Annotated in this window: 21 protein-coding genes and 1 pseudogene; 14 read left to right on the forward strand and 8 right to left on the reverse strand. The window is 52.0% G+C overall.

Translation table 11 applies throughout. The features are described 5' to 3' along the window. Window positions 1-29: 29 nt before the first annotated feature. From motA to HA51_RS06705, 5 genes and pseudogenes are all read left to right on the forward strand, one after another. Window positions 30-926 (forward strand): flagellar motor stator protein MotA, encoded by an 897-nt coding sequence (motA, locus tag HA51_RS06685; RefSeq protein WP_084933520.1) that lies wholly within the window; start codon window positions 30-32, stop codon window positions 924-926. Then, on the forward strand, window positions 923-1,822 hold the full coding sequence (gene motB / locus HA51_RS06690; RefSeq protein ID WP_084933523.1) for a flagellar motor protein MotB: 900 nt from the start codon (window positions 923-925) through the stop codon (window positions 1,820-1,822). Before motA ends, motB begins: the two co-directional genes overlap by 4 nt. Beyond that, window positions 1,809-3,742 (forward strand): annotated as a pseudogene (gene cheA / locus HA51_RS06695) (chemotaxis protein CheA). Before motB ends, cheA begins: the two are co-directional and overlap by 14 nt. Continuing rightward, window positions 3,739-4,233 (forward strand): chemotaxis protein CheW, encoded by a 495-nt coding sequence (locus HA51_RS06700; protein WP_084933531.1) that lies wholly within the window; start codon window positions 3,739-3,741, stop codon window positions 4,231-4,233. The pseudogene cheA and the gene HA51_RS06700 overlap by 4 nt, the downstream one beginning before the upstream one ends. 118 nt (window positions 4,234-4,351) lie before the next feature. Continuing rightward, window positions 4,352-4,681, forward strand: a complete 330-nt coding sequence (locus HA51_RS06705; protein ID WP_084933536.1) for a DUF1493 family protein — start codon at window positions 4,352-4,354, stop codon at window positions 4,679-4,681. A gap of 9 nt (window positions 4,682-4,690) precedes the next feature. Here HA51_RS06705 and HA51_RS06710 read toward each other — a convergent pair whose 3' ends face one another. Continuing rightward, the gene (locus HA51_RS06710) at window positions 4,691-5,473 is read right to left on the reverse strand and encodes an NAD(P)H-dependent oxidoreductase (protein WP_084933539.1); all 783 of its coding nucleotides are present in this window, start codon (window positions 5,471-5,473) and stop codon (window positions 4,691-4,693) included. Between the two features lie 90 nt (window positions 5,474-5,563). On the opposite strand from HA51_RS06710, the gene HA51_RS06715 reads away from it, so the two are divergent. Both HA51_RS06715 and HA51_RS06720 read left to right on the forward strand, forming a co-directional pair. Continuing rightward, a complete protein-coding gene (locus HA51_RS06715; RefSeq protein WP_084933542.1) occupies window positions 5,564-6,454 on the forward strand; it encodes a LysR family transcriptional regulator in 891 nt (296 codons plus the stop codon). A gap of 95 nt (window positions 6,455-6,549) precedes the next feature. Beyond that, the gene (locus HA51_RS06720; protein WP_084933545.1) at window positions 6,550-7,602 is read left to right on the forward strand and encodes a DUF1176 domain-containing protein; all 1,053 of its coding nucleotides are present in this window, start codon (window positions 6,550-6,552) and stop codon (window positions 7,600-7,602) included. Between the two features lie 94 nt (window positions 7,603-7,696). Here the strand turns inward: HA51_RS06720 and HA51_RS06725 are convergent, their stop codons facing one another. Next, window positions 7,697-8,374, reverse strand: coding sequence for a YecA/YgfB family protein (locus tag HA51_RS06725; RefSeq protein WP_084933549.1), 678 nt, complete (start codon window positions 8,372-8,374; stop codon window positions 7,697-7,699). Window positions 8,375-8,580: 206 nt separating this feature from the next. On the opposite strand from HA51_RS06725, the gene HA51_RS06730 reads away from it, so the two are divergent. From HA51_RS06730 to HA51_RS06745, 4 genes are all read left to right on the forward strand, one after another. Further along, window positions 8,581-9,597 carry an isopenicillin N synthase family dioxygenase gene (locus HA51_RS06730; RefSeq protein ID WP_139810649.1) on the forward strand — a complete coding sequence of 339 codons (1,017 nt, stop codon included), beginning with the start codon at window positions 8,581-8,583 and terminating at the stop codon, window positions 9,595-9,597. Between the two features lie 18 nt (window positions 9,598-9,615). Continuing rightward, window positions 9,616-10,398 carry a MetQ/NlpA family ABC transporter substrate-binding protein gene (locus HA51_RS06735; protein WP_084933554.1) on the forward strand — a complete coding sequence of 261 codons (783 nt, stop codon included), beginning with the start codon at window positions 9,616-9,618 and terminating at the stop codon, window positions 10,396-10,398. Window positions 10,399-10,541: 143 nt separating this feature from the next. After that, complete coding sequence (locus HA51_RS06740; RefSeq protein ID WP_425435701.1) at window positions 10,542-11,726, forward strand: serine hydrolase domain-containing protein; 1,185 nt, start codon at window positions 10,542-10,544, stop codon at window positions 11,724-11,726. Window positions 11,727-11,883: 157 nt separating this feature from the next. Next, window positions 11,884-12,378: an RcnB family protein gene (locus HA51_RS06745; protein ID WP_084933560.1), complete on the forward strand. Its 495-nt coding sequence runs from the start codon at window positions 11,884-11,886 to the stop codon at window positions 12,376-12,378. Between the two features lie 30 nt (window positions 12,379-12,408). Here HA51_RS06745 and pdxR read toward each other — a convergent pair whose 3' ends face one another. Then, complete coding sequence (pdxR, locus tag HA51_RS06750; RefSeq protein ID WP_084933563.1) at window positions 12,409-13,860, reverse strand: MocR-like pyridoxine biosynthesis transcription factor PdxR; 1,452 nt, start codon at window positions 13,858-13,860, stop codon at window positions 12,409-12,411. Window positions 13,861-13,965: 105 nt separating this feature from the next. On the opposite strand from pdxR, the gene HA51_RS06755 reads away from it, so the two are divergent. Then, window positions 13,966-14,670, forward strand: coding sequence for a GNAT family N-acetyltransferase (locus tag HA51_RS06755; RefSeq protein WP_084933567.1), 705 nt, complete (start codon window positions 13,966-13,968; stop codon window positions 14,668-14,670). Between the two features lie 38 nt (window positions 14,671-14,708). Here HA51_RS06755 and HA51_RS06760 read toward each other — a convergent pair whose 3' ends face one another. The 3 genes from HA51_RS06760 to HA51_RS06770 form a co-directional block, all read right to left on the reverse strand. Beyond that, complete coding sequence (locus HA51_RS06760) at window positions 14,709-15,284, reverse strand: hypothetical protein (RefSeq protein ID WP_084933570.1); 576 nt, start codon at window positions 15,282-15,284, stop codon at window positions 14,709-14,711. A 192-nt stretch (window positions 15,285-15,476) separates the two neighbouring features. Next, the gene (opgB, locus tag HA51_RS06765; RefSeq protein WP_084933574.1) at window positions 15,477-17,774 is read right to left on the reverse strand and encodes a phosphatidylglycerol--membrane-oligosaccharide glycerophosphotransferase; all 2,298 of its coding nucleotides are present in this window, start codon (window positions 17,772-17,774) and stop codon (window positions 15,477-15,479) included. A 210-nt stretch (window positions 17,775-17,984) separates the two neighbouring features. After that, window positions 17,985-18,374: a tautomerase family protein gene (locus HA51_RS06770; RefSeq protein ID WP_084933577.1), complete on the reverse strand. Its 390-nt coding sequence runs from the start codon at window positions 18,372-18,374 to the stop codon at window positions 17,985-17,987. Between the two features lie 120 nt (window positions 18,375-18,494). On the opposite strand from HA51_RS06770, the gene HA51_RS06775 reads away from it, so the two are divergent. Next, window positions 18,495-19,418: a LysR family transcriptional regulator gene (locus HA51_RS06775; protein ID WP_084933579.1), complete on the forward strand. Its 924-nt coding sequence runs from the start codon at window positions 18,495-18,497 to the stop codon at window positions 19,416-19,418. Here the strand turns inward: HA51_RS06775 and HA51_RS06780 are convergent. Then, complete coding sequence (locus HA51_RS06780; protein WP_245840182.1) at window positions 19,392-20,261, reverse strand: glycosyltransferase family 32 protein; 870 nt, start codon at window positions 20,259-20,261, stop codon at window positions 19,392-19,394. The genes HA51_RS06775 and HA51_RS06780 overlap by 27 nt on opposite strands. A gap of 561 nt (window positions 20,262-20,822) precedes the next feature. Between HA51_RS06780 and HA51_RS06785 the strand changes: the two genes are divergently transcribed. Then, complete coding sequence (locus HA51_RS06785) at window positions 20,823-21,773, forward strand: YncE family protein (RefSeq protein ID WP_084933582.1); 951 nt, start codon at window positions 20,823-20,825, stop codon at window positions 21,771-21,773. On the opposite strand, the gene HA51_RS06790 is transcribed toward HA51_RS06785, so the two are convergent. After that, complete coding sequence (locus HA51_RS06790; RefSeq protein WP_084933585.1) at window positions 21,766-22,320, reverse strand: histidine phosphatase family protein; 555 nt, start codon at window positions 22,318-22,320, stop codon at window positions 21,766-21,768. The genes HA51_RS06785 and HA51_RS06790 overlap by 8 nt on opposite strands. Between the last annotated feature and the right edge of the window lie 182 nt (window positions 22,321-22,502).

Below are 22,502 nucleotides of genomic sequence, written 5' to 3' on the forward strand. Positions count from 1 at the left end.
CGCGGGCTATAAAATAAAAAGGAGCAACTGTGTTAGTGATATTTGGCTATCTCATTGTTATTTCTACTGTGTTTGGTGGTTTTATGCTGGCCGGCGGGCAAATGGCTGCCCTGTTTCAGCCCATAGAGCTGCTGATTATTGGCGGGGCTGGTATTGGCGCGTTTTTAGTGGGCAACAACCTGAAAGCGTTAAAGGCGACCGGAAAAGCGCTGGTGAAGTTATTTGTAGGGCGCAGTTATAACAAAGCCGTGTATATGGATTTAATGGCATTGCTCTTTCTACTGCTGTCGAAAAGCCGGGTTCAGGGGCTGATGTCACTGGAGAAGGATATTGAAGAGCCGGAGAGCAGTGACATTTTCAGTGCCTATCCGCGTTTGATGACCGACCCTATGCTGCGAAATTTTGTGCTGGATTATTTTCGTTTAATGATTGCGGGCAGCATGAACGCGCATGAAATCGAAGCGTTAATGGATGAAGAGATCGAGACCTGCGAAGAGGAGTTGGAGGTCCCCGCCAATAGTTTAAATACCTTGGGAGATGGCTTCCCGGCCTTTGGTATCGTTGCAGCCGTGATGGGGGTGGTCAATGCGCTTGCCGCGGCCGATCGCCCGGCATCAGAACTGGGGGTACTGATCGCCCATGCCATGGTGGGAACCTTTCTTGGCATCCTGCTGGCCTACGGTTTCGTCTTGCCATTGGCCACGCTGTTGCGACAAAAAAGCGGCGATCAGGTGAAAATTTTGCAGTGCATCAAGGTCACGCTGCTCTCAAGCCTCAATGGCTATGCGCCACAAATTGCGGTGGAGTTTGGCCGTAAAACCATCTTTACCTGCGAACGCCCCTCCTTTGAAGAGCTTGAAGAACACGTGCGCAGCGTAAAATCCAACGCCAGCAACAAAATGAAACCGTCGGATGCCAGCACATGAAAGAGGGCACGCCGGTCATCATTGTGCGACGTCGCAAAAAGCACAAGCACGCCCATCACAGCGGCACCTGGAAGATCGCCTACGCCGATTTTATTACCGCCATGATGGCGTTCTTTTTGGTGATGTGGCTGCTGTCGCAATCCACCGCACAGCAGCGCGAAATGATCGCGGATTATTTTCGCACCCCGTTAAAAACCACCCTGGCGCAAGGGAATAAAGCCAGCCTCAGCGATAGCGTTATCCCCGGAGGCGGTGACGATCTGATGAAGCAGCAGGGTGAAGTGTTTAAAACCAAGTTAGATGCCCTGAAGCGGCAACTGGAGAGTTTGAAGCGCGCTAAACACAAACTGCAGCAGATGATTGAGAGCGATCCGCGTCTGAATAATTTCAAATCCAATTTGCTGCTGACACTGACTCAGGATGGCCTGCTGATCCAAATTACCGATTCGCAGCAGCGGCCAATGTTTAAGTTGGGCAGTGAACACCCCGAACCCTACATGTTTGGCATCCTGGAGGCACTGGTGCCGCTGCTCAATGAGTTAACCAATGCGATCAGCCTGACCGGTCATACCGACTCGTTACCCTATGCGGGTGGTGTGAATGGCTATAGCAATTGGGAACTCTCGGCAGGGCGTGCGAACGCGACGCGACGCGTGTTAGTGAGTGGGGGATTAGCCGACGATCGCTTTTTGCGGGTGATTGGCACTGCCCACCGTATGCCACTGGAAGAGAGCACACCGGCGGATCCCCGTAATCGACGCATCAGTATTTTGGTACTGAGCCAGATGAAAGAGCAGGAAATACAGATGGAAAACACCCTCGCGCAGCAGCCTGACGCGTTGCTTCAGGATGTCTCAATGCAGCCCGTTCAAGGATACTCTGATGGAATTGAATGATTTTTCTCAGATTTTTTTTAGTGAAGCGGAAGAACTTCTGGCTGAAATGGAGCAGCAGCTCTTGCAGTTGGATGTGGCTGCACCGGATATCGAGCAGCTCAATGCCATATTCCGTGCCGCACATTCTCTTAAAGGGGGAGCGGGCACTTTTGGTTTTGATGCGTTGCAGGAAACCACGCACTTGCTGGAAAACCTGTTGGATGAAGCGCGCAGCGGCGGACGTCAGCTCAACCGAGCGGTCATCCACTTATTGTTGGAAAGTAAGGATATTATGCAAAACCAGCTTGCCGCCTATCAGGCTTCGCAACGCCCGATGAAGCTCGCTTTCGCTACATTTGTGATGCTCTGCGCCAAATTGCCCTGCAAGCCTCTGAACCCCAGACCCTGGTCACCCATGCGGCTGAAGCCGAGTGGGATATCACCTTGAGCGAGGTGGATGAAAAGGCGCAGTCGCTGCTGCTGCAAGAGCTGCAAAACCTTGGCACGGTGCGCGACCCTCAGCAGGCGGTAGACAGCTTGCGCGTGGGACTCCTTACCCCTACCTCCGTGGATGATATTCGTGCTGTGCTGGGTTTTGTGCTGGATGACGCACAGATAACGATTCAGCCGAGGGTCATGGCCGCACCGCCATCACCATCACCATCACCATCACCATCACCATCACTGCCATCGCCACCATCACCGCCATCGACACCACGTCCCGCCAGCCAGGAATCCAGCAGTATTCGTGTTGCAGTCAGTAAGGTGGATCAAATCATCAATCATGTCGGTGAGTTGATCATCACTCAGGCGATGCTCTCCCAGTTGACCCAAGCACATGAAGCCGCCAGCCACGATATGTTGCTGAACTGCGTGGCGCAGATGGAGCGCAATACTCGCGAGTTGCAGGAGTCGGTGATGTCGATTCGCATGATGCCAATGGACTACGTTTTTAGTCGCTTTCCGCGTCTGGTGCATGACCTTGGCACGCGGCTGAATAAAGACATTGAGCTGACGCTAAAAGGGGGCTCTGCTGAACTGGATAAGAGCCTGATCGAGCGCATCATCGATCCCTTAACCCATCTGGTTCGTAACAGCCTCGATCACGGCATTGAAGAGAAAGCACAGCGTGTGGCGCAGGGGAAACCGGCTCAGGGCAATTTGACGCTGTCTGCGGAGCACCACGGCGGCAATATTGTGATTGAGGTGAGAGATGACGGTGCGGGCTTAAACCGGGAAAAGATTCTGGCGAAAGCCCATTCCCAGGGCATGAGCATCAGTGACACCCTGAGCGATGATGAAGTGTGGATGCTGATTTTCGCCGCCGGTTTCTCCACTGCAGAAAGTGTCACCGACGTGTCTGGACGCGGGGTGGGTATGGATGTGGTGCGACGTAACATTTTAGCGATGGGCGGGCATGTTGAGGTGCTGTCGCAGCAAGGGAAAGGCACCACGGTTCGCATTCTGTTGCCGCTCACGCTGGCGATCCTGGACGGTATGTTGGTGAGAGTGGCTGATGAAATTTATGTGCTGCCATTGGGGGCGGTCATGGAGTCACTCATGCCACGCGAGGAGATGCTGTATCGCTTTGTGGGGGAAGATCGTCTGCTACAGGTGCGTGGCGAATATTTACCGCTGGTGATGCTGCGTCAATGTTTTGGGGTGAACGGACAAGCACCGAGCGACAGCGGAATTGTGGTCATTGTCCAAAGCGCGGGATGTCGCTATGCGCTTTGGGTCGACCAACTTATTGGCCAGCAGCAGGTGGTGGTGAAGAACCTTGAACAAAACTATCGCAAAGTGCCCGGTGTCTCTGGCGCCACCATTCTCGGGGATGGCAGTGTGGCGTTGATTCTTGATGTCATCGAACTGGCTAACGTCACCCATCCTCCGGCCAAAATTGACCCCACATGCATCAGTGAACAGGAGGTGACAGCATGACAACTACAACATTAGTCAGTGGCGAGAAGGGAGCACAGGAATATCTGATCTTTTGCCTGGGCAATGAAGAGTACGGCATCGATATTCTCAACGTGCAGGAGATTCGTGGCTGCGACAAAGTCACGCGTGTCCCCAATGCACCGGATTTTCTCCTCGGCGTGACCAACCTGCGTGGTGTGATTGTCCCGATTGTGGATTTACGCGTGCGCTTCAACTTGCCTGTTGGCGCCCAAGAGCAGGATACGGTGGTGATCGTGCTGAATTTAAACACGCGCATTGTCGGGATGGTGGTGGATGGGGTGGCCGATGTGTTGTCGCTGAGTCGCGAGCAGATCAAGCCGACGCCGGATATCACCTCGGCGCTCTCCAGCCGTTATTTGCTGGGTTTGGGGGTGATCGACCATCGCATGATGATCTTGGTGAATATTGAAAAGTTGCTCAGCCGCGAAGAGCTGGATGAGATGGACGCGTTGACGGATGCGCTATGGTAATTTGACGCCAGAACGCATAGGAATATTGTGCGCAGCGCTTGCCTGACGCACAGTTTTTTCACCCGACAGAGCGGATTGCATGGCAGAATAGCCCCCTTGTTTTGCAGGAGGGTAGGTCATGACTGACCAAATCGATCAGCGTATCTTCGACCTGGTGCGACGCTACGATGGGGTATATCTGTTTAAGCAGAAAACGCTGACGCCACAGATTGATATCGATAGCGATCTCAATTTTGAGCGCGAGGAGGCACAGGCGCTGATGGCGGAGTTCTTTGCCGAGTTTGCGGTGGAGCCCGGTGGTTTTGCTATCGAGACCTACTATCCAAATGAACCGTCGCTGGTTCAGATTCTAAATCCGTTTCATAAGCGCGAAGTCCCGGTGGTGCCAGACTTCACGCTCGGTATGTTAATTGAGTCAGCGAAAGCAGGGCGTTGGCTGTACGAATAAGCCAACGGCTTACAATGACTCTACATGCACGCTCATCCCCGTCTCACCGGCCGCCAGCGTGGTTTTTAGCGTTAAGGCTGGAATGTCATAGTCGCCGCCATTCTGCTGACGATAGGCAATGGGTGTCGTGTCAGCCAGCGTATCCAACCGAGTCGCTAACGCATCGCACCAACCGGCAAATCGCTCCTCTGCTGATTTCTGTACTCGATAAAATACCAGCGGGGGTAAGACGCTAAAGCCCGGATAGAACAGCATGCCGTGTTGAATGGGGAACAGCAGTTGGTCTATCGGACCGTTGATCCCTCGTGGGCTGTAGTGGGACTCCCAGCCGCCCGTAGTGACCACCAACATGGCACGTTTGCCTGCCATATTGCCTTCGCCATAGCGATCTCCCCAGTGCTGTTCATTGTGTTCTCCCACACCATAAGCGAAACCGTTGGCGTAGACGCGGTCAAACCAACCTTTCATGATGGCTGGCATAGTGAACCACCACAGCGGGAATTGAAAAATGACTGTGTCGGCCCAGCGCAGCTTTTCCTGCTCTGCGGTGATATCGGCAGGCTGTTGGTGGTGGTCAAACGCATAGCGTGAATCCAGCGTCGCATCATAGTGGGTGCCGACCAGCGGTGCCAGGGTATCTGAGGCATCAAGCTGGGCTTTCCATTGCATCGCGTAGAGATCTGATACCTGGACCTGATGACCCGCTTTTTGCAGATGATCGACGGCGAAATCTTTCAGTGAACCACTGAGCGAACGCGGTTCGGGGTGAGCATACACAATCAGTACATTCATGGCTGAGTCCTGTGAGATGAAATCAGCTGCAGATTAAGTGGTGACTGGCTATAGTTGAAATCAATTGCTTGTATTTCAGGTATAGCCAGAATGAATATCAACTCACTGGATTTAAATCTTTTACAGACGCTGGATATTTTGCTGGAGGAGTTGAACGTCACGCGTGCAGCGCAACGGCTTAACCTGTCGCAACCTTCGGTCAGCGCTCAGCTTGCCCGACTGCGTACTGAATTTAACGATGTGCTGCTACTCCCCGGACCTCGTGGCATGCTGCCCACGGCGCGGGCTGAAGCACTGCGCGAACCGTTGCGACTGGCGCTGGAGGCGCTAACCTTGGCGGTAGCACCCCCCGATGTTTTCAATCCCGCTAAATCGACCCACATCTGGCGCATCGCCGCGACGGATTACATGTCCTCGGCATTGGTGCTGCCTGCACTCAAAATGATTCGTGATGCTGCACCGCAGAGTCGTATGGCGGTGTTTGCATTGCATCCACCGCAAGTAACGCAGCAGTTGGAAAAAAATGAGTTAGATGTGGTATTCCACACGGGTGACAATGCGCCGCCGACCTTGCATCAGCGCAAGCTGTTCAGTGAGCGCTACGTGCTGGTTGGGCGATATGACCATCCGCAGCTACAACAACCGCCCACGCTGGATCACTTTTGTCAGTTAGAGTTTGTCATGGTCTCACCGGATGGCGGCGGCTTCAGCGCGGCAACGGACAACGCATTGGCAAAACTGGGCCGAGAGCGACGGGTCGTATTATCGGTGCCACATTTCCTGTTTATGTTGGAGGTGCTGGCAAACAGCGATTTAGTCGCGGTATTACCTGAGCGGCTGGTGCGCCATACGCCACATCTTCTCGTTCTCACGCCGCCGCTGGACATACCGGGCTTTGATATTTTAATGCTGTGGCACCCCCGGCTGCATCGTGATCCCGCCCAACAGTGGTTAAGGCAGCAAATAGCCGCGTCGTTGTAGACCCGTATACCTTTCGCCATTAGCGCAAAAAATTCACTTCTCCCGCGCGTGAAAAGTCATCACACTAGCCACCTTTACCATTATGGAGAGATGGCATGAAAACCCGATTGCTGCTGGCATTAGCGCTGCTCGCCAGCCTGAGTGCGCCGCTGCTGGCAGACGAAGACGGCGTCTCCTTTAGCCATAAAGACTGGGAGCTCGCCTGCGATAACACGCTAACCTGCCGGGCAGCCGGTTACAGCGCTGAAGAGGGCGCAGGGGGTTCGGTATTACTCACGCGTGAAGGGGGGCCAGACGCGCCAACCCATGGCCGTGTGGTGCTGGCTGATACGGGCGATGATGACTCAAAACAGGTGGATACGCTGGCTCTGTGGATTGATGATCATGCCCAAGGCGAGGTGGTAAAAGCCGACAATGACGAGTGGACGCTGACCGATGCACAAACTCAGGCACTGGTTAATGCGATTAAAGGCACAGGCAAAGTGGAGTTTCGCGGCGGTGAGGAACCCTTCGAACTCTCCAGTAATGGCGCGTTTGCCACACTGGTGAAAATGGATGATGCACAGGGGCGACTTAACACACCCGGCGCACTGGTGCGTAAAGGCAACAAACCTGAGAGTAGCGTACCAGTAGCAGTGACGATGCCCGTTATCCAGCAGGTTAAAGTAGAGAAAGCCACTCCCCGTCCATTGAGCGATGATGAGCTGGCATTGCTTAAGCCGAAGCTGATTGCTTCACTGACTGACGATGACAGCTGTGACAATCTCGACCCTACGGACGACCAACCGGAAGAGGGGGCTGAGCCGCTGACGCTAACACCAGTGGATAGCGCACATGTCCTGATTGCCGCACTCTGCTGGCGCGGTGCGTATAACGAAGGGTATGGCTATTGGCTCATGGATAAAGCGTTGCAGGGTAAACCTGAGCTGATCACCGATTCTGGATCAGATTACAGCGAAGGGGTCATTTCTGAGGCGCAGAAAGGGCGCGGTATCGGCGACTGCTGGAGTACCGCAGCTTGGGTGTGGGATGGTAAAGATTTTGTGCAGAGTAGTGATGCCACTACCGGCATGTGCCGCGCCATTCGGGCTGGCGGCGCCTGGCAATTACCCACGCTGGTCACTGATGTGAAACCCGCACAGCAGTAACATCGCGGTTCTACCGTAGCGGCCGCCCGCTGAGAATGGCGGGCGCGTCGCTACGGGTAGTGCGATTTATTGCGTCATGGTAAATCGCCGCGTTTTATTTCCCGCAGCACTGTTTGTACTTCTTACCACTGCCGCATGGGCAAGGATCGTTACGGCCTGTTTTATCACCGGCAAAATGGGGCAATTGCGGTTCAGGATCGGGCTGCGCCATACGCTGTTCCTGCCAGTATTCATGCAGCTCCAGTGCGGCAGGGCGGATCGCTTCGATACTGGCTTCAAACTCATCAGGTGAAAAGGCTTCACGCTTCGCCAGTTGGTCTTCACTGCCGTGCAACTTGATGGCATCCAAGGCAGGTTGCAGCGCTTCCGGTAACAGTGACCAGTCTTGATCCAGTGCGACACCGCGCAAATAGCCATAGCACCAGTCTTCCACCACGGTGAACTCTTGTCCTTCCATCTCCTGAAAGCCAAACAGCGGATCAAATTGCTCTGGGAATTCCGCCAGACGTTCGGCGATATCATTGAAGTGTTGGAAAATCAGCGCCATAAAGCGGTCCATTTCACGTTCATTGGCCCACTTTGGAATATGTTTCTGTCCACCCCACATCGCCACCAGCCACTCGCTCGGTTCAATGTCGTTCGGCCCAGAAAGCAGAGCGGTTAATAAACCGTCCAGTTCGGACGTATCCACCACCGACTGTTCATTGCCGTATTTTTCCAGCATATCTTCGAGCCAGTTCAGCTCTTTTTCGGTTAATGGGCCCTGATTCATATGACATCTCCTGTGCGGGGCGTGGCGGCAAAATAAGTGGGCGCGATTATAGCGGCAAGTGGCCGCAATTTACCGCTTTTTGCATAACGATTGCAGAAGCTTTCCTAAAAATCATTCGCCATAACTTATTGCCCAACAATATTGGCTGGAATTCACGGCAGATGTCAGCGTAAAAGCAGAACTTCTTCGTAAAAGGACGCATGAGTATGGCTGGAACTTTGCCGGTGTTGGATTTAGCGCTGCTGGAATTACCTGATGCTGAGCAGTCTCCGTATCTCGCTGAGTTGCGCACCACCGCGCGTGATGTTGGTTTTTTCTACCTGATAAATCATGGCATCAATTCGCAATTGTTGCAGAACGTGCAGAGTATCACTCAAGCCTTCTTTGCCTTGCCGGATGAAAAGAAGCAGCAGGTTTCAATGATCCATTCACCGCATTTCCGTGGTTATAACCGAGCGGGCGTCGAATATACGCGTGAGCAACGCGATCAGCGCGAGCAGTTTGATATTGGAGCAGAGCGTACGGCATTAGCGTTGCAGGTTGGCGATCCGGCTTGGAAGCGATTACAGGGGCCAAATCTGTGGCCGGATGCCTTACCTCAATTGCGTCCAGTGATTCATGCCTGGCAGCAAGCCATGACGGGCGTGGCGCTCCGGCTGTTACGTGCTTTCGCGCGATCGCTCTCGCTGCCATCCGATGCCTTTGATGCGCTCTATGGCACCCATCCGAATGAACATGTGAAGCTCATCCGCTATCCCGGCCAAGCCGCCAGCGCCAGTCAACAGGGGGTGGGTGCGCATAAAGACTCCGGTTTTTTGACCTTTCTACTGCAGGATGACCAGCCAGGTTTGCAAGTGGAAGTCACGCCAGATAACTGGGTTGATGCGCTGCCGAAACCCGGTGCGTTTGTGGTGAACATCGGTGAGTTGCTGGAGATTGCCACCAACGGCTACCTGCGGGCCACGGTGCATCGCGTAGTGTCACCCCCGGCGCAACAAGAGAGGGTCTCGATTGCCTTTTTCCTCGGCGCACAGCTGGACGCCGAAGTACCGCTTTACCAGCTACCTCCGCAACTGGCAGCTGAAGCTCGCGGGCCAACCAGTGATCCTACCAATCCTCTATTGCGGGAAGTGGGCTGGAACTATCTCAAAGGGCGTCTGCGCTCGCATCGCGATGTAGCTGCGCGCTACTACGCCGACACTCTGACAACCGTTAAATCATAATAAAAGTAAGGGATGCACATGACTAAAAAGGTGATAGCAACACTGGTACTGCTCTCGGCAGTGAGCACTTATGCTTCGGCGGCCGCTCTACGCGTGGCTGCTGATGCGGTGCCGCACAGCGAAATCCTCAATCACATCAAAGAGACTGACAAGCATCTCGATTTAAAAGTGATTGAACTCAATGGAAATCTAAACGCTAACGAGCTGCTGGCACGTGGCGATGTCGATGCCAACTACTTCCAGCACGTGCCATATCTGCGCGATCAGGAAAAAGCGCTGGGTGAAAAATTTGCTGTCGTTGCAACGGTGCATATTGAGCCGTTGGGTATTTATTCGCATAAAGTAAAATCATTGAAAGATCTGCCTGATGGCGCGCAGGTCGCGGTGCCGAATAATGTCACCAACTTAAGCCGTGCGCTCTATCTGTTACAAGCCAACGGATTGATAAAACTTAAGAGCAGCAGTGCCACTACGCTGGTGACCGTTGCGGATATCAGCGCCAACCCACAGCATCTGAAAATCATTGAAGTAGACGCAGCCCAACTGCCGCGTGCGCTGGATGATGCACAGTTGGCCATCATTAACGGCAACTATGCCTTGCAAGCCGGTTTAACGCCGTCTAAGGATGCCTTAGCGCTGGAGCAGGCGAAGGATAATCCTTACGCCAATGTCCTGGTTACCACGCCAAAGCTGGCACATGACCCACGCATTATTGAATTAGCCAAAGATCTGGAATCAAAGCAAACTGCTGAATTTATCAACCAGCATTACAAAGGTTCGGTTATTCCGGTGCATCAGTAATCCCTCGCCGCCACTTGTTTCTGGCAGGTGGCGATGACTCTCTTCTGTGTTATATTTCGCCACAAACACCTATCGCACGTTTTACTAAAATAAAAAATACTTTATAAATCAATTGCTATGAAAACCTTCACCAGGACTCTTGGATGATGCGCCGCATCATTCTTCCGCTGTTGCTGTTGTGCTTTAGTTTGCTGCTGAGCGCCTGTGGCACGCTGTCGCAAACTTCTGCACCGGTTGGCGATAAAGTCTATCTCTCCCATGCCACCTTCCATGAAAATGTTGATGACATCGTGCAGCACTACATGCATGAGAAACAGGTGACGGGTATCAGTATCGCGATCATCCATCAACGCCATCAGCCTAAGTTTTACAGCTTTGGTGTGACGGATGCGGTGCATCGTTATCCCATTACGCCGGATACGCTGTTTGCTCTGGGCTCGCTGAGTAAGGGAATGACGGCAGAGGTGATCATTGAGTTAGTGGATCGCGGTGAACTGCACTGGGATGACACATTGGCCACATTGTTACCCGCTAATGTGCCGCTCAGTGAGGATGCGAAGCGTATCACGCTACTGCAACTGGTGACCCATACCTCAGGCTTACCGCGACAAGACATGGATTTGCCGATGTTTATCAAATTTATGGCTTACTTGCGTAGCGGTGAGAATTTTTACGGTAACCTGGACAGTGATGCGGTGCTGGGGTATCTGGCCGATTTTACTGCACCTGCCACACCTGCAGCGCAATACTCTAACCTTGGGTATGCGCTGCTGGGTTATATCCTCAAACATCGATTGCATCAGGACATCGAAACCCTGGCGCAGCGTAATCTGTTTCAACCGCTTGGCATGACCAGCAGCAGTTTCAAACCGCAAACCTTACCGGGCTATCCCTGGCGCGCGCTGGGACACGCGGGCGATCAGCCCAAATTGATCCCGCGTGGCGATCTGACGCCGGACTGGGCATTCAGCAACAATATGGTGGCGGCGGCCAGCCTCTACAGCAATGCGCGCGACTTGATTCGCTATCTGGATGCCCATTTGCAGGCGGGAACTCATGCCTCGCTAAATAAGGCTTTCGCCCAGGTTAACCGCGGTTACGAGCAGCACGGCAATCAGTCGCAGAATATCGCTTGGGTCACCGATACTTATGGTGAACAGAAGATTACCTATCAAGTGGGCTACATTGGTGGTTACGCCAGTTTTATCGGTTTTGATAAGCAAAACGGTAATGCGATTGTGGTGCTGCAGAATGCTTTCAACTGGAGCAACTATCTGGGCATCGCTTTGCTGATGGACCTTGCGCAGAAGAAACCTGTGCAAGAGTGAACATGGTTGCTTGCAATTTTGCTGCGCCAAAAAACGTGCCGGCTGAGTTATGCTGTGCAGCGAAATTTGACGCGCAAAGCGCGCCGGGGGAACCTTCTGCGTGCTGCACTTGTCAGTAAATTAGACAGTTAATAATTAACCAGAGTGGAAATCACCAATGCGCAGGACACACGTCACCCTTCTTTCTGCAGGAATTTTTCTGGGCGCTTTAAGCCTGACTCCAGCCGCACTGGCTGAAGGCGAGCAAACGGATAACGTACCACCGCCACCACAGGTTCAGCAGGTCGCTCCTGATGCACAAAATCAGGCACCGGCAGCAGATGCACCCGCGAGTACCGAACCGGCTGAATCTTCCGGTGATGTGGCGCCAATTCGTCCATCACAAAATGGCATGCAGGATGCCCCTGCAGGTCAAAATAATTACGACCTGAATACCATTATCATCGACTATAAAGAGTACAAAGTCGGTGATGTGGTGCCCGATGAGTACCGTAAAAAGCAGTACACCATCGTTGAGTGGCAGCCACGCCACCTGTCAGCCCCTCAGCCTGGTACACACTGGGCTTATATCAATGCGAACTACATCCTGATCACCGACGACAGCGGCAAGATCGTGATGGGCAAATCAGGCGATATCTTCTTTAAAGGCTAATCCCTTGTCGCGGCGGCTTACGGGCCGCCGTTATTGCATCGATAAATACTGTGCGATATGGGCAACGCCAGCCATAATCTGGCTGGTACTGGTATTGCCGTATCCCAGCACCAATCCTTGTTGTTTCTCTTCCCCTAAATAAAACCCCGAGAGTGCACCCGGTGCATAGCCACAGGTGTTCAAACGATCGATCAGTCTCCCGTCCTGTTGTTTATCAGACAGAGATAGCACCAGATGCATGCCACATTCGCCTCCTAATAATGAAACCTGTGCTCCAAACGTTTGCTGTAGGGCTTGACGCAGACTGGCCTGGCGCTGGCGATAGAGGCGACGCATTTTACTGAGGTGACGGCTGAAATCGCCGTTGCGTATAAACAGAGCCAGTGCCTGCTGTTCGGGGCGATTTCCCCCGCGCAGCAACTCATGTAATGCGGGACGCAGCAGCGGTAATAGCTGTGAGGGCAGCACCATAAAACCGATTCGCAGTGCCGGAAACAGCGTTTTACTGAATGAACCTACGTAAATCACCGGTGAGGGTTGCAGCATCCCTTGCATCGCAGCAATCGGTTCGCCGCTGTAGCGGAAATCGCTGTCGTAATCATCTTCAATAATCCATGTCTGGTGCCGTTGCGCGGCGGCCAGGAGGGCTAGACGGCGCGGCGCACTCATCACCACACCAGTAGGATATTGATGGGTGGGGGTGGTGTAGATCAGTCGCGGTGGGCATTGTTGCCAGTCGCTGGATCGGGGCGCTAAACCCTGCGCATCCACTGGAATGGGTTCTATCTGCATATCTCCCAGTCGCATCGCCGCTTTTGCTCCGCGATAACCTGGTTCCTCTATCCAACCGATATCGCCACGCTGACTCAGCAGTGAAACGCATAATGTCAGCGCTTGCTGTGCCCCTTCGGTGATAACGATTTGCTCAGGTGAGCAACGCACGCCGCGCGCCATAGCCAGGTGCTGGGCAAGCGCCTCGCGAAGCGAACGCTCACCCAGTGGATCGCCATAACCTAACAGCTGTTGTGGCGAGTGCTGCATCACACGATTGAGTGCGCGTCGCCACTGTGCCAGCGGGAAATGTGCCAACGATGGAACGCCAGGGCGTAATGCCATCTCTTGGACCAAGACGCGATGGGATGAGCGAAGTGCGTTAACGCGTGGTGAGAGCAGAATATCGCCATGGCTGGTTTCAGCATCAGGAGTCAGGGGCAATTGTGCGATGGGGCTAATGTAGCTTCCCTGACGATCGCTGATCAAAAAGCCCTCAGCCTGGAGCTGTGCCCAAACCGCGGTAACCGTATTGCGTGACACCTGCAAATCCGTAGCCAATTGGCGCGTCGCGGGTAAACGTGTCCCTGCTGAGAGGGTACCTGCCAAAATGGCTTGTTTAATGCGCTGAAATAGCTGCTGTTGTAGCGTCAGATTCTGGTGGATATTCAATGGCGCTAACAAGAACGTATGCAGTTCACTTTCATTCATGGCGATATGTCGTGGCTCTATGAATTTCATCGAATGTGGTGCTTTTTAACATGCCAGTAAAGTGGCACGCTGTGCAACAAGCTTTCACTGACGGGGAATGGAACGATGACGCAACACATCAATGAGTACGGACAACCTATCGGCGCACCACTACCAGAATGGCAACCTCGCCAGTGGCCCGGCTATGAGGTTTTCACGGGGCAATACTGTCGTCTTGAGCCGTTAAGTGCGGAACGTCATGGTCGGGAGCTTTATGCCGCTTATTCACAGGCGAACGATGGACGGGACTGGACCTATATGTTTGCTGCGCCGTTTGCCGATGAGGAGGCCTATCTGGCTTATGCCAAAAACATCGAGCAAGGACGCGATCCGATGCATTTCGCGGTGATTGATGTGCAAAGCCAGCGTGCAGTGGGGACGCTGGCGTTGATGCGAATTGATGCCAAGAATGGTGCAGTTGAAGTTGGCCATGTGGCTTTCTCGCCGTTACTTAAGCAAACCTGTATGGCAACAGAGGCGCATTATCTGCTGATGCGGTATGCCTTTGACCAGCTCGGTTATCGCCGCTACGAATGGAAATGTGACAGCTGTAACCAGCCTTCACGTAAAGCAGCACTACGACTGGGCTTCCAGTTAGAAGGCATTTTCCGCCAAGCCGTTGTTTACAAAGGCCGTAACCGTGATACCTGTTGGTTCTCTATGATTGACGCTGAATGGCCGCAATTGAAGCAGGCATTTGAACGCTGGCTGGCGGTGGAGAATTTTCATGCGGATGGAACGCAGCGCGCGAAATTGGAGGCGCTGCGATAAATACGCTTTGAAAGCCGGGCGCGTGCCCGGCTCTTGATTCATTGGCTTAAAATATATTTGGTCGTCATCGCGATTAAGGCAGTCGCAATGGTCAACAGGATGCGTCGTATCCAGACATTATCTTGCTTCAACTCAGTAAAACCAATCTGCATACGTTGATCTAAGTCGCTCAGCTTAACGTCCTGCTTATTGAGCCTTTCGTCTACTTTTTCAAATCTATGGTCGATCTTATCGAATTTTTCATCGATTTTATCAAACTTCTCATCGATTTTAACGAACTTCTCATCAATTTTATCGAACTTCTCATCGATTTTAATGAATCTCTCATCGATTTTATCGAATCTTTCATCAATCTTAATGAATTTCTCGTCGATTTTGTCAAATCGTTGATTCACGTTCTTTTCAAACTTATCGAAGCGCCCTTCCAGGGAATCGAGACGATGGGTCGTCGCGCTTTGTACTCGCGCCATGCCTTCCATGGCTTGTGATAAATCGAATTTAGTTAGGGCGTTTTCTTGCTGCATATCTGCAAAAATCTCAACCAACACTTCAGCCTGCTTGTCGGCTACGCCCGCATCTTGCAGTGCTTTATAAGCCTTATGCGTGTTCATCATCGTGAGTATCATCCTTATTACCTCTGGTATCGTTCCGTGAAAACGCAGCGTATCCAGAGGGTGATAGTTTCTCAATGGTATGATTTGGATTTTGCGCGCCGTCTCGATAAAAATCAATGCTTACAATGAGTAACGTGATTTGCTAATAAAAAAGGCCTGCGCGTTGGCAGGCCTGTGATGACGACAAAAAAGTTAGTCTTGCGGCTGTGGAATAATTTTTATATCCACCATGCCAATACCCAATTTACGCGGATCCTGCCCGGTGATATTGCCCACGTTGGAGAGTTGCGGTTCTGGCGGTGTGATCATCAGGTTATGGCTGCCCTGAGGATTGCTGAAATGCAATGTGGTGGTCGAAAAGTCATCGCCCAGATTCAGCATCTGCTCTTCATCTCCTACGCGAACTGGGATGGGCCGATGCGCATTTGGGCCGAAGGCGCGCGCAGTAATCACCACATCAAAACGAGCGGGCAGGGGATCGACATATTCGATGTTCACTTCCGGTGCCAAATTTGCATTAGACCAGCGTCCCCAGCTTTCGGGGCGAGAAATGCCTGTAAAACTCTTCACACTCTCCGGTGCGCCCGGCACAGTAAGCAGGAAACTGGCGGCTTGATAGCGGATCGCGTTGTCTTCCACGCGTATTTGCTGCTCATTCAATTGATAAGTGGCTGCGCTCACTTCAGTTTGTGGGAAATTGACTTTGCCTTTCCATAATGGCTTATCAATGCGCGTCACTGCAGGTTTTGCTCCCATCTGGCCCATCGCCAGGCAAAGATCGGTTGAGAGTGCCAAATCAGGCTGCCACAACCGTCCCATTTTGAAACAGCGATCGACCCACACGAATTTATCTGATGAGGTGAAATCCGCAAGCTGGTAACGGAGCGGCGCTGAGTATTCCCCTTCGGGCAGCGGTTCAACGTGGTCTTTATTAATACGGAACAGAATGGGCAACTTGAAGGTTGAGCCCGAGAAGTTAAAGGTATTCTTCTGTTGATCGATGGTAAACGCATCCAGCTTTTTGGGGAAATTCCATAACTGAATGATATCCGCCTTCCACGCCGTGACTTTCTGCGCCATGTCGGCAAACTGTGTCGATAACGAGTTTGAGGACAACCCGCTGCGTCCCAAACCTATGGCGTTATCCCCGCCAAGAATATCCAGCACCGTTGCCCCGTTATCCAGCGTACTGCGCTTGCTCTCCAGCACTTCAGCCTGTGGTTGATCACCACGGATCACCATAAACAGATCGCGACGTGGCTGCTTAATCAGATACTGATGCGCGGTATTATTCATCGCGAGATGATCAGAACTCACTACGATGATGGTGTTTTTAAACCACGGGGAGGCTTTGATGCGTTCAATCAGTCGTGCCACATGTTCCTGCGAGCAGGCCACTGCGCTAAAGGATTGGTTAGGTTTGCCGTCATAGCTGTAACTTTTTCGTTGGCAGGTACGCGAAATAAAACCATCAGGATGATGGGTGTCCACTGTCAGCGTGAATAAGGCAAAACGCTTCTGCTGACGCGACAGCTCCTCATATTTCTCAAACACCTCATCCATGACCGTGTCATCGTAATAGCCCCAGTTATTGCGATAGCTGGGATCGGCCACGCGGCTTTGCAGCTCTTGGGAACCGTACATCTGCGTTGGCGAGAAACCATGAGAGAGCAGGAACGTATCTTTGCCGGCAAAGCGCAAGTCGGCACCTTGAATAAACCAGTTTTCATAGCCTGAGTTTTTCAGAATGTCGCCCAGACAGATATTCTGCGGATAGAAGCTGGAGAGCGAGGCCGAGGCATTGCCATCGAAAGGAGCAAATAAAGGAATACCGCACTGTGAAGCGACCATACCTGCAATGGTGTAGTCGGTGCCGGGCAGCTGCTCGGTCTCGCTGAAGTCGATGCTTTGATCCTTTTCACGACTCAGCTCCGGCGCTAATCCTGGAAAGGCTTGCTGGTCGAAATAAGTGCGTTCAAGACTTTCACCGTAGATGTAGACCAGATTGAGTTTCGGATTGGCAATCACCTTATTGGGTGTTTTGTAATAGTTCTCAAAATCGGAGTCGGCGAGCTGTGCATGTGAGGCAATAAGATCTTTCACCTGGCGGAAGGCTGGGGTGGTTTGCACCGAACCGGCGGCGCAAGCCATCGCCAGTAAACTCCAACCTAAATGATGTGGCCGTTTACGACGGCGCAGTAGCCAGGAAAGCAGGTAGAACAATAAAAACAGGCCAATGATTAATCCAATGGCAGGCACCACATATTTACTGACTCCCGCACCGGTCAAACTGTTGGTGAGTGTATAGAGCACAGCATCATTAATGCCATCACCGGTGAAATAGTTGCTGGCGAAGAGCGTGGCGTTAAGAATGATAAAGAGAGAGAGCAGCAGCAGAATCAGGCTAAACCAGAATTTATTTCGCCCGGCTTTGTAAGAGTAAACGGCAATCGCAGCCAAAAAGAGTACAACCGAAACTATCTCGGACAAGGTCAGATCCTCACATTGAAGAGTGACGCAATCCTTGCGCCCACGGCCCTCTTTGGGGGTTATGCGTCAATTTATCTGGGCTGTCACAGTGCTGCAACATAACAACACAGATTTGTGCGACACATTCCGATTCGTTTAATGCGGGTTTAGGCTGACTATGGTTTGAGCTGGCAGCACTGCAATCGCGCTACCAGCGAGGGGGGAGGGAGATTAGAGTTTGCCAGTGAGATACTGTGCTTCACCGTCAGCAAAGCTCCAGTCGCCTTTGCTGTTGGTGATAAAACTAATCATCAGATCGGTGCCCTTTACGCCACAATTTTCTAAAAGCTCGCGTGCCAACTCTGCCATGAAAAGTGTCTTTTGTTCTTCACTTCTTGGGCTGGTGTAGACGCGCACCATCACCAGGTTATCGGTACGCTCAAAGCCCAAGCCAGTATCCTGAAAAACCATTTGATAGCCTTTGTTTTCATGAACAATCTGGTAACGATCACGTTCTGGAACTTTAAAGGCGGTGAGTACGGCACGATGTGCGGCATCCAGCAATGTGCGGATTTCTGATTCAGAACGGCCCTGAATAACGTCAAATGTCAGTAACGGCATAAATAAACCCTCGTTTTTGCTCACAAGATAAGAGTAGGATGTGGCTCTATGCTGCCGCTTGCTGCAGGAAAGAAAAAGCGCGCTGGTTGAAATGATTATTTATTATTTTGAACAATCCATATGAAAGAAATGAAAACTGATGCGCTCTGGGTGCATTTGCATTGGCTTACGGTCCTGGCTGAACTGGGCAGTTTTACCCGTGCAGCTGAACGATTAGATGTCAGCAAAGCCGCCATGAGCCAAAAAATTAAAGAGCTGGAAGAGATGGCGGGGGTTTCGCTGGTGCAGCGCACCACGCGCAGTGTGCGCTTAACCTCGGCTGGGGAAAAGTTGGTGGATGAGTTGCGAGATCCCTTTGCGCGCATCGCACAGAGCTTTTTCAGCGTACGTGATGAAGCCGGTCCAGTGCGCGGCATGGTAAGAGTGAGTGCGCCAGTGGCCTTTGCACGCCAGCAACTGGTGCCGATCATTGGCGATTTTTTGCGGGAATACCCGCAGGTGCGTCTGCAGTTGGATGTCACTGATCGTCTGGTCTCTCTCGGCAGCGAAGGATTTGATCTGGTTATTCGTCACAGCCAGACGCTACCGGAAACGCATGTTGCATTGCCGCTGTGTGAGACGCATGCGTTATTAGTCGCCTCGCCGGCCTATCTGGCCCAAAACGGTGTACCCCAAACGCCTGAAGCACTCCAGCAGCACAACTGTTTGTACTATCCGCGCGGGCTTGAGTCGCCACAATGGCGCTTCCGTGCAGTAAGCGGAGGCCAGGAAACGGTTCAGGTCAAAATTCTGGGCAATTTTGCGACCAACAACAGCGAGTCAATCCGTGATGCCGCGTTGCAAGGCTTAGGGATTGCCATGCTGCCGGATTTCAGCGCCACGGCGGCGTTGGCGGCAGGGACGTTGCAACAGGTTTTACCCCAGTGGCAAGCCGTTGATGCCTTTGCCGATCGATTATGGGTGGTGCGCCCGTATGCCGCACAAGTCCCTCGGGCGGTCACCACCTTTATTCACTGGCTACGCGCGCGCTTTGTTGATGGATGAGGCCAACGCTGGAGGTGTATGAGGTTGCATCATTTCACCCAGCAGGCTGCTGCGATTGTAGTTGCCCAGGCGCAGGTTGAAATCGAGGTGCAATTGCTCATTTCCGCTCAGTTTTATCACCGGCGGTGGCGTCATGGGCCGCTGGTTGAATAATACCGTGTGAGCAAAGGTTTCACTTTTCCAGCCGCTCAGGCGTTGATAGTAGTAAGCATTGGCCTCGCACTTACGTAAGAACAGATTCACGCGGCGATATTCACGCATTGCCGCTTGCTGTGCCAGCGAGCCTAACTGCTGCTGGGGGTGCTCAATTTTCTGCGTCAACAGCGCATAGTCATCACGCTTTTTAAGTTCATTAAAATAATTCTGCTCACCCAGATGTTTGATTGGCGCATACTGTTTCTGCCACTCACGAATAAACGGATTATTGGGTGCGGCGGCGAGGAACCAGTTTTCAATCACCGGGGCCAGGTAATTGACGGTGGAAATTTCACGATAATAACCAATCACATCCATACGACGTTCTTGATGTGCGCGATGTACCCATGAAAGGTCTTCAAATAACAGTGTACTGCAATCAATCGCAATGCCGCCGTAACGTAATAAAAGCTCCAGACGAATCACTTCACTTTTTTGTTGTTCTGTTAATTGGGTAGAAGTAAAAACAAAGTCAGGCAGAACTTCTTTCACCGTTAAACGATTTAATAAATAAATATCGTGATCGGGATTATCTTTTCGCAACTTTTGAATATTTAGCATCATTGATTTGGGTAAATACTCATTGTCCCAATACAACCAGACTTTTTTTGGGATTTCTGGTAAAGCTTTCTCGCCAGAAAACAACAAGATATTATCCTCTTCGTTAGGATCGTATTCCGGCGCGCAGAGCGAAGTATGCTGTTTTTTTGCAGTAATGTCTGGCTAATAAAAGCAATTCTTTTCCAGTTATGCCACAGCGCACGCGCTGGCTGGAGGCGTTTTGTATTCATGATGCACCTAATTATTGTGATTATGGTAGCAAGGATTTCCCTGATGCTGGCGGCTTAAGCGCTCTTATGTTTCCTCAAGGCTGTGTGTAAAAAGTACTCACACCAGCTTAATAAAACATTCTGGCCGTTGAGGCTACCACTTTCTTTTGCTTTCAGATAAACCGGAAAATGAAGAAACCGTTAAGCATAAAATTCCTGATAAATAATTGACTGAAATACTGATTCTTTAATTAATGGTGATTAGGACTATTCCTAATAAAATATCCCGATCGCCGCGATGGCTGCGGCCTGGATTAAAAGTACCCTAGTGACAGATCGGTTAGGGTGACTACATTTTTCACTGGTCCGGTCTGGATTTTCCCCTCGTTGATGCAGGTTAGCTACGCTTAAACGAGGTGGTATAAACAAAGGAGGCATTATGCAGTCACACAACCGTGGGTTACTGGCGGTGGATAAGCAGGGAAATCGTGTCCTGTTTCTCGATCCCGACACCTTTGCCGTGCAGCAAGAGTTGAATGCGTTTCCACCCCGTCCACATGAATTGTTAATGCTGCCCGAGCAGGCGAAAGCCTATGTGCCCATCTATGGCGATGGCATTCATGGTGATAACCCACATCCCGGCCATAAGGTGGCCGTTATCGATCTCCGCGAGCGGCTCATCCGTGGTTTTATTGATTTATCACCTTTGCAGTCGCCCCACAGTGGCCAACTGGGCCGCGATGGCAAAGTGTATCTGTGTTGCGAGAACAGTGCGGCTGTGGCTGTCATCGATCCAGTGAGTGATACGGTAGAGAAAATTATCAAGTTGCCGTCTCACAATGCTCACCGTCTAACGTTGTCTCCTAGCGGGCGTAAGTTGTTTACTGAAAATGAAGAGGACGCCAGCATCACCGTCGTTGATTTGTGTGAGGCGGAAGGGCGCATCATCGACAACATTCTGCTTCCCGGCCCTATTTCAGGGATCGCGGCTTCACCGAAACACCCTTATCTGGTGGCCAGCGCAGCGGATGCGCCGCTGCTCTATGTGGTCGATCGCCAAAGCCATCGCATTCGTCAGCGCATCAAATTAGCAGGGCACCAGCAGCCCTGCCAGGTGGTGCGCTTCAGTGCCAACGGTGAACGTCTGGTCGCCATTGGCGATCAAGAGCCGGTGATCACCCTGTTTGATGACCTGCTCAACCCGCTGGGCGATATTCAGGTCGGTAATAAACCGATGGATGGTTGTTTTAGTGCTGACAATCGTACCTTGCTAATTGCCAATGAGGGGGATGGCACGCTGAGTGTGATTGATCTGCAGAAGATGCAGGTGGTTGCCACACCGACGGCGGGCACCGGATGTGAAGTCTTAAGCTATTTCCATATTAAATAAACGGGCGATGATAAATCGCACTGCTCCAGTGGCGGCTGCTGGCATGTTTCTCGGCTTGCCAGCCGCGCTGACGTAATTCACGGGCAATGATTTTGTTCATGATGCCGTGTCCAACCAATAAGACTGTGCCTTGATTCGACAGCGCCACCAGCTTATCCGCCGCCTGACTGGCGCGGGCCCGCGCATGTTTAACCGACTCAACATGTCCCGCATAGCCGCACAACCACAGTAGGCGCAACAACGCCAGCCATACGGTGAGGGGGAGATGCAGACGTTCAAACGGGAGTATTGGCATCGCGACCTCACTGAAAAGATCATCGACATCATGTGGTTGCAGACCAAGACGCGCTAAGGACGAACGTGCTCGTGGCAACGGGCTGGAGGCGATCACATGGGCTTTTCGCGCAATTGCCATGCTGCGCGGAGGAGGCGAGTCGCAAATATCCGCCAAATCGTAACCCTCGCACCAGTCAGCCAGCGCGCTTGCGGAGAAGCGGCCGCTCACAGGATGGTCAGGTTTTCCGTGTCGCATGAGGATGATGGTCATAAAGATCCTGATTGATTTTTGTTCAGTGTAATGCAGGCGTAGAACAAACCGCACGCAAAGCCCGGTTTTAAGATTAATTCGCAATTGTCATCAAAGCTTAACTGAATTGTGCGAAAAAAAGCGCGATGAAGGATCAGCCACCACGTCGTTAATGATAAGCAATAATCGTTAGTTACACGCGG

This window comes from Pantoea rwandensis (assembly GCF_002095475.1).
GTDB classification, from domain to species: Bacteria; Pseudomonadota; Gammaproteobacteria; order Enterobacterales; family Enterobacteriaceae; genus Pantoea; species Pantoea rwandensis.